Below are 14513 nucleotides of genomic sequence, written 5' to 3'. Positions count from 1 at the left end.
ATATATGGCAGCTGTTCCTATAAGCGCTCAACAGGCTAATTCATTTAGCGGAAATTTTATACAGACTACATATGTAGAGCTTTTTAAAGCAATTGAGCACAGCACTGACTACCGTTTTTATTTTGACCCTTCCCAGTTTGATAGTATAAAGTTCGATTTTCAGACTGATGAGAAGTCAATTCCGCAGGTGCTTGACTTGTTGTTTGTAAATACTGATTACTATTATGCTATTGACTATTTTAATAATATTTATATTGTTAGGGGAATATATCTTCAAAGCCAGTTACCTGACGACTACTTTAATCTCACGGCTGATCGTGATTCGGTTCATGTAAAGATGCAAGGTGCTATTAGAAATGAACTGCAAGTTGCTATTCAGAGTAAGCTTAATATTATCGGAAGAGTTACAAATGATTTTACCCCTGGAGAAGCTACAATTACTGGTGTAATCGTGGATACGGAAAATCGAAATCCAGTAGTTGGAGCTACTGTATTTTGCGTTGAACTTGGGATTGGAGCAGTCAGTGATCCATCCGGAAGGTACAAAATAACCCTTCCCAAAGGGGTTCGGACCATACAAGTTAGTTCAGTTGGCTTTAAGAATTCCGAGTATAAGATTGCTGTGTATGGTGATGGTAATTTCGACATAATTTTAAGTGAGGATATTAGTCTGCTAAACGAAGTCATTGTTGAGTCGGAGAGGGGGATGAACGTGAAGGGGATGCAAATGGGTTTTGAGAAACTCGACATGAAGGTGATGAAAAAATTCTCTGCTGTTATGGGGGAGGTTGATATTTTGAAGGTGATCCAAGCACTTCCAGGAGTCCAAACTGTTGGAGAAGCTTCAAATGGACTTAATGTACGAGGTGGCTCTGCTGATCAAAATCTAATTCTTTACAATAATGCTGTTGTGTACAATCCTACGCATCTCTTCGGTTTTTTTACGGCATTTAATCCGGACGAGATAAAGAGTGCTGAATTGATGAAGAGTGGAATCCCAGCTGATTTAGGGGGGAGGTTGTCTTCAGTTATTGAGATTAATTCACGAAGTGGTAATGATGAGAAGTTTGTTGGTACGGGGGGAATAGGTCCATTAACCGGGAAATTAACCTTGGAAGGTCCATTGATAAAAAATAAGACGTCATTACTTATGGGAGTACGTTCGTCTTATTCAGATTGGCTTTTGAGTAAAGTTCCAAATGATGCGATCAGTAATAGTAGTGCTTCTTTTTACGATGTAAATCTTAATGTTGATCATAAGCACAATAGGGACAATAGTATTTTTTATTCAGCTTATTGGAGTAATGATAAGTTCAAATTTAATGAGGACTCGCTTTATCGATACAATAATCTTTTAACGTCATTAAGTTGGAAGCATTCATTTAATGACAGACTAAATGGTTTGTTTGTGCTGTCACATAGCGGATACAATTACTCTGTGGAGAGTGAAGCAAATGTGCTGAGTGCTTTTAGGTTGTCTTATGGTATAAGGCAAACAGATATAAAGGGTGAGTTTAGTTTGGTCTCCACAGGAGGTCATGGCTTATTGTTTGGTTTTAACTCTACATTGTATGCAATTCAGCCAGGAATGAATGAGCCATTAGGTGATTCGTCTCTGATTTCTACAGATAGACTTCAGAGCGAGCGGGCGATTGAGAATGTTGTTTTTATTGGAGATAGTTTTGATCTTAATCCAAGACTCTCAGTTTATGGAGGGTTGAGATACTCAATTTTTACAGCGTTAGGACCTAAGAATGTATATCAGTATGCGGGTAATCTTCCTAAAAAGGAAGACACTATTGTAGACACTCTTGCCATCCGGTCGGGGGCTGTGGCAACTCATCACGGCCCAGAGTATAGGGCGTCTTTGAAGTACCAGGTAAGAGAAGATTTCTCTATTAAAGCGAGCTATAATTTAATGAGACAATACATACATATGTTGTCAAACGCTACCTCGATTTCGCCTACTGATATTTGGAAGATTAGCGATACCCATATTCAACCTCAGCGTGGTTCTCAGTGGTCGATTGGTGTTTACAAAAATTTTCGATCAGGAAGTATTGCAACTTCTTTGGAGGGCTACTATAAGCAGTCTAGGAACATTTTGGATTATAAGGATGGGGCTGATCTCATTTTAAATCATAACATTGAAACTGATGTAGTGAATGCAAGTGGTATAGCGTTTGGGGCTGAATTAATGATTAAAAAATTGACAGGAAGGCTTAATGGTTGGATTAGTTATACCTACTCCCGTTCATACCTGCGAACATCCAGCGAGTTCGCAACCGAAACAGTTAACAATGGGAATTACTATCCAAGTAATTATGATAAGCCTCATTCTGCAAATTTTGTTGGTAATTTTAAATTCAGCCATCGCCTTAGCCTCTCGATGAATACCACTTACTCTACAGGGAGACCCATAACATTGCCACTTGCCAAATATCAGTTGGATGATGCTATTCGCCTTTTTTACTCAGAAAGAAATCAACACAGAGTCCCTGACTATTTTAGAATTGATCTATCTGTTAATTTAGAGGGTAATCATAAAATAAGAAAACTAGCGCATAGCTCCTGGACTTTCGGGATTTATAATTTGACTGGTAGAAATAATGTGTATTCAGTTTATTTCAGATCAGAGGGCAATTCGATAAGTGGCTATAAAATGTCCATATTCGGATCGCCCATTCCATCGATAACATATAATTTTCGATTTTAAGTAATGAGATTTTTATTTTTCATATTAATAATTCTGGGACTTTTTTTGAAGTCCAGCTGTATTGAACCCTACAATCCCCCTGGTATTATTAATGAAGATCATTTTTTGGTAGTTGAAGGTTACCTTGATGCGGCTACTGGGTCGAGTACTATAAAACTTAGTCAAACTATACCGCTTTCAGGTGGGGATAGTGCTGATCCGGTTATAAATGCTTTAGTTGTTATTGAGGATGATATGAATCATCGTTATTTATTTACTGAGCGTACTCAAGGTATTTATATTATTGATGATATCCCTGTCGATCCTTCAAAGCGATATCGATTAAAGGTAAAAACTGAAAGCGATGAATACGTATCTAGCTATGTCGAAGTCACTGATACACCTAATATTGATTCGGTTTCTTGGCGCTTGGATGGTGATAAAATTAAGATATACGTTAATACACATAATAGTGCAAGTGGCACCAGGTACTATTTTTGGAAGTATAATGAGACTTGGGAGTATAGTTCCGCGTTTCGATCCTATTATAAGTTTAAGAATGGGCTGTTCGAATTCAGAGATTCTCCTGATGAGATTTATTATTGCTGGAAGACAGATCCTTCAACCATGATTAATATTGCTACTACAGCGGGCTTAGAACAAGATGTTGTAAGGAATTTCTTATTGCGTGAGTATAATTTAAGTGCCAGACAATTTCAAAGAAAATATAGTATTCATGTAATGCAATATTCATTAACAAAAGAGGCGTTTGATTTCTGGAGTCAGGTGAGGGATAATACTCAAAGTATGGGTACATTGTTTGATGTGCAGCCTTCCCGAGTAACCGGAAATATTGCAAATGAAAGCGGAAGGCCTGCAATAGGATATTTTGCCGTTAGTAATGTTCGTGAGGCTAGGATATTCATTCAGGATAGCGAGTTGCCATTTAGGAAAATTGAAACAGGGTATGAATATTGCCGTACAGATTCGTTGTTAGTTGCTGATATTCCCTCGTTTAATGGATCTGAATTAGTCGTTGATCGATTGGTGGAGTACGTAGAACAAGGGCCTAGAGTGCCACCACTAGAAATTTTTTTAGGCTACACTATAGCGAGATCATTTTGCGTGGATTGTCGTGTTGCCGGAGGTACAAATGAGCGTCCTGATTTCTGGAATTAGACCGAAGCGAAATGAAGCGGATAATATTGATGCAGATGATGATTTTGCTACATATTGTTGGGTTCACCCAGCAAGCAGACTTCACTGATGTTATTGAAAGTTTTCAATTCTATAAGAATAGTAATCTTGTTGAGAAAATTTACGCCCATATTGACCGGCCTGTGTACGTGGTCGGAGAGACCATGTGGTTTAAGTTGTACTGTACTGAGGGATCTTCAAATGTACCATTGGCTGTAAGTAAGGTTGGGTATGTCGAAATTATTGGTGACGAGAATGAGCCAATTCTTCAGACAATTGTTTCGCTGGATGATAATGGGATGGGTTACGGAAGTCTCGTGTTACCAGCGGCACTGAGATCGGGACGATATATTTTCCGGGCTTATACGAACTGGATGAAGAATTTTGATCCTGAATTTTATTTTCATGAAGTGGTTTCGATAGTTAATCCATTTGTAGCCATAAGTTCAACAGTTGAGGGAAGAACAAAGGAATATGACGTTCAATTTTTTCCTGAAGGTGGAAATATGGTTTATGGAATTACTTCTAAGATAGCTTTTAGAGTCGTCAATCAATCAGGTAAGGGAGTCGAGTTTTCAGGTGTTATTTTGGACTCGACCAACGACACCATATCTTTATTTAATCCCCTTAAGTTCGGACTGGGAAATTTTACTTTTACCCCACTAAAAGGTAGTACTTACAGGGCTGTAATTCGATTCAAGGGAGGGGAGATAAGGACCTACGAATTACCTAGTCCCTTGGAGGCTGGGTACACGCTTCAGGTTAAAGACACCAGCCAGAATATGGTTTCGGTCAAGGTTTTTGCAAAAAATGTACCTGAGAACGATGTGTATCTTTTAGCCCATGCTAATCATTTGATTAAGACTCTAAAGACAGGTTATATTAAGGATGGTCTAAGTGTTTTTTTGTTAGACAAGAATCAACTCGGTGACGGAATTATTCATTTAACTGTTTTTAATAAATTTTTTTCTCCGATTTGTGAGCGATTGTATTTCAATGGTATTGGAAATAGACTCAACATCAATGTTCAAACAGATAAATTGGAATACAAGGCTCGAGAGAATGTGGCGTTAAGAATCAGAGTTAATGACTTGCATGGTGAGCAATTAACCGCGAACCTGTCTGTTTCCGTATATAGGATTGATTCTTTAGTTGAAACTGAACATCAGGATATCACCACTTATTTGAAAATCACTTCTGATTTGGTGGGTAATATTGAAGAGCCTGACTTTTATTTTAGCGGTGAAAACTCAAATAAGCATCGACTTGAAATTGATAACCTGATGCTCACTCATGGGTGGAGGCGTTTTCATTGGAAAGGTATTCTTGAAAACGAGTATAAACTTGAAAAGTTTAAGCATATAATTGAGTTGAGAGGGCACTTACTAAAAGGTGTTTTATCAAGCACTGAATCGGGAGAACCAATTTCAGGAGTTCATGTGTATTTTTCTGTTCCTCATATGCAACAGTCAGCTATTTCGAAAACCAATGACCATGGCGAGTTTCTCTTTGACACAAGGTATTATGGAAAAAAAATGGTGACACTTCAAACAGATCATTCATATCGCATAGAGTTGTTAACACCCTTTTCAAAGCAATTTGGTAGCAATTATACATTCTCTGAGCTTAGTTTGATGAGTGATCTAAAGAATAGATTAAATGCTCGTAGTATTTATTCCCAAGTTCATAATGCCTTTACTAAAGGAACAGAGCAAATTCAAACACCTGATCACGTTCTTTTGCCAATTTTTGGCCAGCCTGAAAGAGAATATCGTTTGGATGACTACACAAGATTTACAACATTAGAGGAAGTGCTTAGAGAATATGTGCCTGAAATAGCTGTTCGAAGGAACAAAGGTATCTATAGGCAAGTTGTTATTAACCCAAGCACTAACTTAGGGTTTAGTAATGAGCCTCTTATTTTGCTTGATGGTACTCGAGTACTGGATGTTAATAGATTTATGAGTATTGACCCACTACAGATCAGAACGCTTCAGATTGTTAATAAGCAGTACTTTTTTGCGGGCCTCTCTTTTGATGGCTTGATTAGTTACACCACATATAACTCTGATCTTGGCGGGTATGAAATCGACAAGGGGATAATAACGGAGTATAAAATATTTGATGCAGAAAGAGAGTTTTTTTCTCCTGTGTATAGTATTGAATCGACACAAACTAGTCGGATTCCGGATACACGAACTCTTCTATATTGGAATCCAAATGTTGATGTTGATCTTGATGGAACTAAAAATCTTGATTTTTTTGCCTCAGATCTTAGTGGCCAATTCAAAATTGTTATCCAAGGGATTTCTGAAAATGGTCTTGCTGGAAGCTCGTTCACCACCTTTATTGTTGCTCGGATTAAGTGAGTTATTACAGTTTAGTGCTAAGTCTTACCTTCATCATTATATTTATGTTTTGTGTGACATATCCACAGATAGGCTCACTGGGTTTTGTTTAGATTGTTACTAGCTTTGTAATACAATTGGAATGAGATATGCTCTACATCTCCCGTAAAGAACACTTCAACGCAGCTCATAAGCTGTATAATCCAGCCTGGACGAAGGAAAAGAATATTGAAGTATTTGGCCCCTGCGCCAATGATAATTGGCATGGCCATAACTTCGATTTGATTGTTACCGTGAAGGGCACACCAGATCCAGAAACTGGGTTTGTTGTTGACCTGAAAAGATTAAGCACGCTTATTCGTACAGAGGTAGTTGACAAGCTAGATCATAAGAATATCAACCTCGATGTCGATTTTATGCAAGGCAAACTGGCCAGCTGCGAAAACCTGATCGTTGAGATATGGAAAATTCTTGATCAGAAGCTTCCCTCTATCACAAAATACGGTAAACTGCATAGCCTGCGGCTGTACGAAACACCCCGCAATTATGTTGAGTACTTTGGTGAATAGTGCTACCTTCCAACGGTGAAACCAGAAGGATTGAAGGTATATTTCGTTGCCGGTGAGCGATCGGGAGATTTGCATGGCGGCAACCTGATTGCTGCACTTTCAAGACAGTCTCCTGATCTCAATTGTATGGGTTTTGGGGGCGATCAAATGGAGCGATCAGGGATGCGTGTTACATCACATTACCGTGAACTCGCGTTTATGGGTTTTGCTGAAGTTTTGGCTAACCTCAGCACGATTTCAAAAAAAATAAGACAATGCAAGCAGGAAATACTGGAGTTTAAACCGGATGTAGTCGTGTTAATCGACTATGCCGGATTTAATCTTCGTATTGCAAAATTTGCAAAGGAAAATGGATATAGGGTGTTCTGGTACATCTCACCCAAAGTGTGGGCATGGAATCAGAATCGGGCAAAAAAGTTGAAAGCAAACATTGATAGAATGTTTGTTATTCTTCCGTTCGAGACGGAATTTTTCCTGAAATTCGATTGGAAAGTGGATTATGTAGGAAACCCGGTATTGGATGCCGTCAAGGCCCATCGGGTAGATGAAGGTTTTCTTGCTAAGAATAAACTGAGTTCTGATAAGCCATTGATTGCCTTGTTACCGGGAAGCCGAAAGCAAGAACTTAAAGCGATTGTTCCATTAATGGCCCGGGTGGCACAGGCCATGCCTGCAACACAGTTTGCTGTAGCTACAGTTGATAACCTTGATCAGCAGCTTTATCAACCGTTGAAAGAGCTAAATAATGTTTCTTTTTTTCAAGGCGAAACATATGATCTCTTGAGCTATGCAAGTGCAGCAATTGTAACCTCCGGTACTGCAACCCTGGAGACTGCTCTTTTTATGGTGCCACAAATCGTTGTGTACAAAACAAGCTTTGTTAGTTACACAATTGCTAAAAACCTCATCAGGGTTCCGTTTATATCGCTGGTTAACCTGATAGCAGGAAGGGAAGTGGTTAAAGAAATGATCCAGCAAAAGGCGAATGCCGCTGAGGTGTTGGCAGAACTGAACTTGATCTTAACAAATAAGCAATACCAGGAAAAGATATCGGAAGGATATAAGGAGATCCGAAGAGCATTGGACACCGGTTCGGCTTCTGAGAATACTGCAACCTTGATGCTACACTATCTTCAATCTTCAAATTCTCAAATTGACTAAGCAACCTTCAACTTACTGTATTGCGATCTGCTGAATTTCTCTTCAGCATAGGCGCGGGTAATCACAAGCTTATCGGCTGTTTTTTCGGAAGGCAATTCAAACATGGCATCATTAATAATGGCCTCGCAGATGCTGCGTAAGCCACGGGCGCCAAGTTTAAACTCCATCGCCTTATCAACTATAAAATCAATAGCCCCTTCCTTGAATTCCAGATCAATGCCTTCCATTTCAAACAGTTTCTTGTACTGCTTGGTAAGGGCATTCTTTGGCTCGGTTAATATTTTTCGAAGGGCGGTGTGATCAAGCGGATTGAGGAATGAAACCACCGGCAATCGGCCTATTAATTCTGGTATCAGCCCGAAGCTTTTTAAATCCTGTGCGGAGACAAATTGAATCAGGTTGTCTTTATCAATATCGGAGGGATGAAGCCCGGATGATGAGGCAAAGCCCAGTGGTCTTGTATTTAATCGATTTGCAATGAATCTTGAAATGCCTTCGAAAGCACCACCACATATAAACAAAATGTTTTCGGTGTTTACGCTGATCATTTTCTGATCAGGGTGCTTGCGGCCACCTTGCGGAGGCACGTTTACCGAAGTGCCTTCCAATAATTTCAATAAAGCCTGCTGTACACCCTCACCACTTACATCGCGTGTAATGGATGGATTATCGGATTTGCGGGCGATTTTATCAATCTCATCTATATAGACAATACCGCGTTCGGCCGCTTCTACATTATAATCGGCAGCCTGTAACAGGCGCGTTAAAATACTCTCTACATCTTCTCCTACATAACCGGCTTCTGTCAATACAGTAGCATCGGCAATACAAAAAGGTACCTGAAGTAACTTGGCCAATGTACGTGCAAGGTACGTTTTACCCGTGCCCGTTTCACCAACCATAATGATGTTCGATTTTTCAATGGTTATATCGGTATCAACTTTGCGTTGCATCAACCGCTTGTAATGATTGTATACCGCAACGGACATCACCTTTTTGGCATCATCCTGACCGATCACATACTCATCCAGGAATTTCTTGATCTCCTTGGGCTTAACCAGCTTAAAGTTGGGAGCCAGCCCTGCCTCGGTTTTGCTTTTCTTTTCTTCCTGCAAAATCTGGCTGGCTTGGGTAACGCACTTATCACAAATATGGGCATGTATACCCGATATCATCAGGTCAACATCTTTCTTGTTTCTGCCGCAAAAGGAACAGGTTACTTCAGCCATATAATAGGTGACTAGTGGAAAATAAGCCAAAAGGCCAATTCAATGGGCAAAGTTACCAATTTCAGCCCACTAAATTGACCCTCAACCCTTTGGAATAATGAGGAAATTACTTCTTACGCTCCAAAACCTCGTCAATAAGGCCGTATTCCTTAGCTTCGGCAGCCCGCATCCAGTAATCCCGGTCCGAATCTTTTTCAATTTTATCGTATGATTGACCGCTATGCTTGGAAATAATGGTGTAAAGGTCCTTTTTTACTTCCAGGGTCTGCCGCAGGGTAATTTCCATATCGGCCACCTGGCCCTGCATGCCGCTCATGGGCTGGTGGATCATGATGCGAGAATGGGGTAGGCCAGAGCGCTTTTTAGCTGCACCTGAGCACAACAATACAGCCGCCATAGACGCTGCCAGACCTGTACAAATAGTTGATACATCCGGATTAACGTACTGCATGGTATCGTAAATGCCAAGCCCGGCATACACTGAACCACCCGGACTATTGATGTACATAATGATATCTTTCTTGGGATCAGCAGATTCCAAAAACAACAATTGGGCAGTAATGAGGTTGGCGATCTGGTCATCAACTCCCATTCCCAAAAAGATAATCCGGTCTGAAATTAATCGGGTAAATACATCAATGGCGCGGAAGTTACCGGGACGCTCTTCGATGACATATTGCGTCATGTTGTCAATCTTGTGTGCATAATCATCAATGGTGTGGCCACTCATTCCCAGGTGATGCACCGCGTATTTTCTGAATTCGTTATTTTTATCCATACTGGTTGATTAAATTTTCTTGATATGAGTCCAAATTATAGTTTTTACTGAATCGGAACACCGAAATTGAAATAAATATCCCCGTGCTGGCCAAAATTCAAAAAAAAAATGGTTTTGGGACCCCAAAACCATTGTCGAAATATGCCGATTTTTAGTCTAGTGCTTGTGTTCTTCAACAATCTTTTTGAACTCATCCAGGCTAACGGGCTTCTCCTGCACGGTAATGTTTTCCTTAATCACCTTCATAATGCGTTCAAGGCGCAGTTGGTTGTACAGGCGCATAAAGTTTTGTCCGTTTTCATTCGACAGGTAGTTGTCCGTAATGGCATCCAATCGATCCTGCAACTGGCTGGCAATAGCCGGGCCACCAAACTGGGCGATAATCATTTCACGAGCCTTAGCCTTAACCTCATCGGCATCAACCTTAATGTTATGGTCATCGGCAATCTTATTTTTGATCAAGTCCCATTTTACAGAACGAATGTAACTTTCAAATTCCTTGGCGATCACCTCATCTGTTACCTGACCTTCACTGGTTGCCTTTAACCAGTTCTTTAAAAAATCTTCAGGCAAGGAAATTTTCGTGTTACTGATAAAATGATCTTCAATGTAATGATCAAGAAAGTGTTCAGTTTCGCGTTGATAATTACCCTGAATGGTTTCTTTAATCTTTTGAATAAATTCTTCTTCGTTCTTTACGGCATCCTTACCAAACACACGGTCAAATAACTCTTGTCCCATTTCAGCTGGCTCAGTGCGGCTTATGTTGGTAAGGGTAAGGGTGTGCTTTCCTTTAATCGACTTCGCTTCTTCCAATGATACATCCAGTAGTTGGGCAAGTTCAGAGGCTTCATCAAAAAGTTTTTCGATTTCGAATGTTACTGTATCATCCTTTTTCAGACCAATAAACTTTTTTTGCTCCTTTTTGGCCACCTTATCAGTAGCAAAAAATACCGACTCCTTCTGAAAGTCACTGCCTTCTGCTTTCAGCGATCCAAAGAGGTTGTCCCCAACTTCACTGGTGTCAGGGTAATTCACTTTTCCGAAGCGCTTCTTAAGATCCTGAACAGTTTCATCAATTACCTTTACATCTACTGTAATGGGGTGTGATTTAATCTTTACTTTTTGTGAAAGGTCGTACGTGAAATCTTCAACAAGACCAATCTGGTAGTCAAATTCAAAATCCTTTTGGGTTTCCCAGTCAATTTGGTTTGACTGATCGGCAACCGGCAGGGGTTCTCCGATTATTCGCAGCTTATTGTCCTTTATATAGTCATTGAGCTTACGCGAAAGCACATTATTGATTTCCTCAACCAAGATCGATTTTCCAAACATGCGCTTGATAACGCCATTTGGAACCTTTCCCGGGCGAAATCCTTTCAGACTGGCCTTACGGGCGTAATCCCTTATTTTATCATCTACCTGGTTCTGGTAGTCGCTTTGCCCGAGTTTAATCTTAATTAACCCTTCTGTTTTGTTCTTTTTGTCCAGTGTAATCTCCAAAGCTGTAAATTTTAGTGTATCTCTGTTAAATCAAGAACCCTCAATGCCGTTTGGCATCAAGGGTTCGGGTTTTGTGCGGATGGAGGGACTCGAACCCCCACGCCTCGCGGCACCAGATCCTAAGTCTGGCGCGGCTACCAATTACGCCACATCCGCGTTTGGTTGAATTTTACTGACTTTTAATTTAAAAGGAGCGCAAATTTATAGAATATTCGGAAATTCAGAAGTCCGATTTTGTGTTAAATTAAAGGGTTAATAGGGTAACTGAAAAAATGGTAATTGATGTAGAGCAGGAGAAACGGGAAATAATTAACCGATACCGGAGGTTGTTGCGTAAGGCAAAACCCGTTTTAAAGGAAGATGATGCAAAACGAATAAAAAAGGCGTTTACCATGTCTGTAGAGGCGCATAAGGATATGCGCAGAAAATCTGGCGAACCCTATATCTTTCACCCGTTGGCTGTAGCCGAGATTTGCGTTGAAGAAATCGGGCTAGGTACAACGTCCATCATAGCCGCTCTTTTACATGATGTTGTGGAAGACACAGACATCGAGTTGTCAGATATCGAACGGATGTTTGGCGGTAAAGTAGCCAGGATTATTGATGGCCTCACCAAAGTTTCCGGGGTATTTGAATACGGCACCTCACAGCAAGCCGAGAATTTCCGTAAGATGCTATTCACCCTGGCGGATGACGTGCGGGTGATTCTGATTAAACTCGCTGACCGCTTGCATAACATGCGCACACTTGACAGTATGCCGCGCAACAAACAATTGAAAATTGCCTCTGAAACAATTTATCTCTACGCGCCACTTGCCCACCGCCTGGGTTTGAATGCCATTAAAAGTGAGTTGGAAGATTTATACCTGCGGTTCACAGATCGCCAAAATTTTGAATCCATTTCACAAAATATTGATGACACCCGGGCATCTCGTAACAAGTTTATAAAAGCATTTACCCAGCCCATTCGTGAAGAGCTTGATAAACATAAGGTTAAGTACGAAATAAAGGGTCGACCTAAATCCATTTACTCAATATGGAGTAAAATGAAGAAACAGAATATTCCGTTTGAAGAGGTGTATGATCTGTTTGCGATCAGGATTATTGTAGACACACCTTTCGAAAGTGAAAAGGCTGCTTGCTGGCAGGTTTATTCTATTGTAACCGACTTTTACACACCAAATCCTGATCGGCTACGCGATTGGATAAGCACACCAAAAGCCAATGGATATGAGTCGCTGCATACAACGGTAATGGCTAAAAATGGCCAATGGGTTGAGGTACAGATTCGTACCAAGCGTATGGACGAAATTGCAGAGAAGGGCTATGCCGCTCACTGGAAGTATAAAGAGACAGCATCTGCCCATGAATCGAACCTGGAGAAGTGGTTGATGAAAGTTCGCGATACACTCGAGCAGAACGACCACTCGGCACTGGATTTTGTAAACGACTTCCGGGGGAACCTGTTCAGCGAAGAAGTCTTTGTATTCACTCCGCGCGGAGAGCTGAAAACGTTGCCCTACGGAGCTACAGCTCTTGATTTTGCTTTTGAAATTCACTCGCAGGTAGGTTCAAAATGCATTGGCGCAAAAGTGAATAACAAACTGGTGCCCATAAATTATGTGCTGAAGAATGGCGATCAGATTGAAATTCTGACATCACAAAAACAAAAGCCGCATGAGGATTGGCTTCGTTTCGCGGTAACATCAAAGGCCAAAAGTCGGATAAAGGATGTATTAAAAGAGGATAAAAAGAAAATTGCAGAGGATGGTAAGGAGATCGTGCTCAGAAAGCTCAAGCAAATGAAAATCGATCCGACCCAGGCAGTACTGGAACATCTGCGTGAGTTCTTTAACATGCCATCGCATTTTGATTTGTATTATCGGGTAGGCAAGGGCATTATCACGTCAGCCGATATCAAGCGCTTTAAGGATTTTAAGCCAAAATCGCCCCTCAAAACAAAACCCAATGTTCGCGTTTCCGATGCCAAGGTTGTAGAGCAGGAACTCACCCGTGCCAAGGGAAGATATGACGACATCTTGCTCATTGGCGAGGATATGGATGTGGTCGACTATAAATTAGCCAAGTGCTGCACGCCTATTCCTGGCGATGACGTTTTTGGATTTGTTACGGTAAATGAGGGGATAAAAATTCATAGAACAACCTGTCCAAACGCTGCCGAGCTATTGGCAAATCATGGAAACCGGGTTGTGAAAGCAAAATGGACATCCCAACACGAAGTTGCCTTTCTTACCGGCCTGAAAATCAGGGGAACGGACCGGGTAGGATTGATTAATGATGTTTCCAAAATTATTTCTGAGGAACTGAAGGTGAACATGAGCTCCATGTCCTTTTATACGGATACAGGTATCTTCGAGGGTGAAATTATGCTTTACGTTCACGATACCCGCCACCTTGAGCAACTGGTTAACAAGCTGGAAAAAGTTGAAGGGGTGGTTAAAGTTAGCCGGTTCGACTCCAAAGGGGTTGAATAATCTGTTTGAAATGGAGCAGTCGGGTTCTATCTTTGCCGCTGATCGAAATGACAAGTAGCCAGACAACATTTGAAGAGGTAAAAAAAATTTTTTCGGCCTACCTGGAGAATAAAGCGCTACGCAAAACTCCGGAACGGTATGCCATCCTGGAAGAAATCTATTCGCGTAATGGGCATTTTGATGTGGAATCACTCTACATCAGCATGAAAAACAACAATTACCGGGTTAGCCGGGCCACTGTTTACAATACATTGGATTTGTTGGTTGAGTGCGATCTGGTGAGCAAACACCAATTCGGAAAGAACCTGGCGCAATACGAAAAATCCTACGGCTTTAAACAACATGATCACTTAATTTGTACCGATTGCCATAAAGTAATTGAATTCTGCGATCCGAGAATTCAGAATATCCAGAAAACAGTGGAAGAGATACTGCATTTCAATGTTATGCATCATTCACTGATTCTTTACGCATCTTGCACAAAGCCAAATTGCGAGAACAAAAAATTAACCACTCAGACTAACCCTAACTGAAATGA

At 40.7% G+C, this 14513-nt stretch carries 11 protein-coding genes and 1 tRNA gene (1 of these 12 cut by a window edge); 8 read left to right on the top strand and 4 right to left on the bottom strand.

Annotation, left to right across the window (positions count from 1 at the left end):
- The first annotated feature begins 4 nt into the window (after window positions 1-4).
- The 5 genes from QY309_13600 to lpxB all read left to right on the top strand — a co-directional run bounded on the left by QY309_13600 (window position 5) and on the right by lpxB (window position 7970).
- A complete protein-coding gene (locus QY309_13600) occupies window positions 5-2716 on the top strand; it encodes a TonB-dependent receptor (protein ID WKZ58897.1) in 2712 nt (903 codons plus the stop codon).
- Window positions 2717-2719: 3 nt separating this feature from the next.
- Window positions 2720-3874: a DUF4249 domain-containing protein gene (locus QY309_13595; protein ID WKZ58896.1), complete on the top strand. Its 1155-nt coding sequence runs from the start codon at window positions 2720-2722 to the stop codon at window positions 3872-3874.
- Between the two features lie 11 nt (window positions 3875-3885).
- Window positions 3886-6261, top strand: a complete 2376-nt coding sequence (locus tag QY309_13590) for a hypothetical protein (GenBank protein ID WKZ58895.1) — start codon at window positions 3886-3888, stop codon at window positions 6259-6261.
- Window positions 6262-6389: 128 nt separating this feature from the next.
- Window positions 6390-6809: a 6-carboxytetrahydropterin synthase gene (locus QY309_13585; protein WKZ58894.1), complete on the top strand. Its 420-nt coding sequence runs from the start codon at window positions 6390-6392 to the stop codon at window positions 6807-6809.
- 30 nt (window positions 6810-6839) lie between these two features.
- Window positions 6840-7970, top strand: a complete 1131-nt coding sequence (gene lpxB / locus QY309_13580) for a lipid-A-disaccharide synthase (protein ID WKZ58893.1) — start codon at window positions 6840-6842, stop codon at window positions 7968-7970.
- On the opposite strand, the gene clpX is transcribed toward lpxB, so the two are convergent.
- From clpX to QY309_13560, 4 genes are all read right to left on the bottom strand, one after another.
- Window positions 7967-9199, bottom strand: a complete 1233-nt coding sequence (gene clpX, locus QY309_13575; protein ID WKZ58892.1) for an ATP-dependent Clp protease ATP-binding subunit ClpX — start codon at window positions 9197-9199, stop codon at window positions 7967-7969. The two genes, lpxB and clpX, sit on opposite strands and share 4 nt — an antisense overlap.
- Window positions 9200-9305: 106 nt before the next feature.
- Complete coding sequence (locus QY309_13570) at window positions 9306-9977, bottom strand: ATP-dependent Clp protease proteolytic subunit (protein WKZ58891.1); 672 nt, start codon at window positions 9975-9977, stop codon at window positions 9306-9308.
- Between the two features lie 156 nt (window positions 9978-10133).
- Window positions 10134-11480, bottom strand: coding sequence for a trigger factor (locus QY309_13565; protein ID WKZ58890.1), 1347 nt, complete (start codon window positions 11478-11480; stop codon window positions 10134-10136).
- A 74-nt stretch (window positions 11481-11554) separates the two neighbouring features.
- Window positions 11555-11636: transfer RNA gene (locus tag QY309_13560), tRNA-Leu, on the bottom strand.
- A gap of 116 nt (window positions 11637-11752) precedes the next feature.
- On the opposite strand from QY309_13560, the gene QY309_13555 reads away from it, so the two are divergent.
- The 3 genes in view from QY309_13555 to QY309_13545 are tightly spaced (at most 47 nt apart) and all read left to right on the top strand, a layout consistent with a single transcriptional unit that may run on beyond the window.
- The gene (locus tag QY309_13555) at window positions 11753-13975 is read left to right on the top strand and encodes a bifunctional (p)ppGpp synthetase/guanosine-3',5'-bis(diphosphate) 3'-pyrophosphohydrolase (protein ID WKZ58889.1); all 2223 of its coding nucleotides are present in this window, start codon (window positions 11753-11755) and stop codon (window positions 13973-13975) included.
- Window positions 13976-14022: 47 nt separating this feature from the next.
- Complete coding sequence (locus tag QY309_13550) at window positions 14023-14508, top strand: transcriptional repressor (GenBank protein ID WKZ58888.1); 486 nt, start codon at window positions 14023-14025, stop codon at window positions 14506-14508.
- Window position 14509: 1 nt separating this feature from the next.
- A protein-coding gene (locus tag QY309_13545) for an STAS domain-containing protein (protein ID WKZ58887.1) crosses the window boundary here: on the top strand, window positions 14510-14513 show its beginning. 326 nt of this gene lie beyond the right edge of the window; 4 of the gene's 330 nt are visible here — the first part of the coding sequence; the start codon lies at window positions 14510-14512; its stop codon lies off the right edge, out of view.

The sequence above is a fragment of the Cyclobacteriaceae bacterium genome (assembly GCA_030584025.1).
Lineage (GTDB): Bacteria > Bacteroidota > Bacteroidia > Cytophagales > Cyclobacteriaceae > UBA2336.
Note: the sequence above shows the minus strand (reverse complement) of the source record. Positions and strands in the feature narration are given on the sequence as shown.

What these genes read in the sequence shown, in the direction of transcription:
- QY309_13600 (WKZ58897.1), top strand. Translation starts at nt 5, where the DNA reads ATGGCAGCTGTTCCTATAAGCGCTCAACAGGCTAATTCATTTAGCGGA.
- QY309_13595 (WKZ58896.1), top strand. Translation starts at nt 2,720, where the DNA reads ATGAGATTTTTATTTTTCATATTAATAATTCTGGGACTTTTTTTGAAG.
- QY309_13590 (WKZ58895.1), top strand. Translation starts at nt 3,886, where the DNA reads ATGAAGCGGATAATATTGATGCAGATGATGATTTTGCTACATATTGTT.
- QY309_13585 (WKZ58894.1), top strand. Translation starts at nt 6,390, where the DNA reads ATGCTCTACATCTCCCGTAAAGAACACTTCAACGCAGCTCATAAGCTG.
- clpX (WKZ58892.1), bottom strand. Translation starts at nt 9,199, where the DNA reads ATGGCTGAAGTAACCTGTTCCTTTTGCGGCAGAAACAAGAAAGATGTT.
- QY309_13570 (WKZ58891.1), bottom strand. Translation starts at nt 9,977, where the DNA reads ATGGATAAAAATAACGAATTCAGAAAATACGCGGTGCATCACCTGGGA.
- QY309_13555 (WKZ58889.1), top strand. Translation starts at nt 11,753, where the DNA reads ATGGTAATTGATGTAGAGCAGGAGAAACGGGAAATAATTAACCGATAC.
- QY309_13550 (WKZ58888.1), top strand. Translation starts at nt 14,023, where the DNA reads ATGACAAGTAGCCAGACAACATTTGAAGAGGTAAAAAAAATTTTTTCG.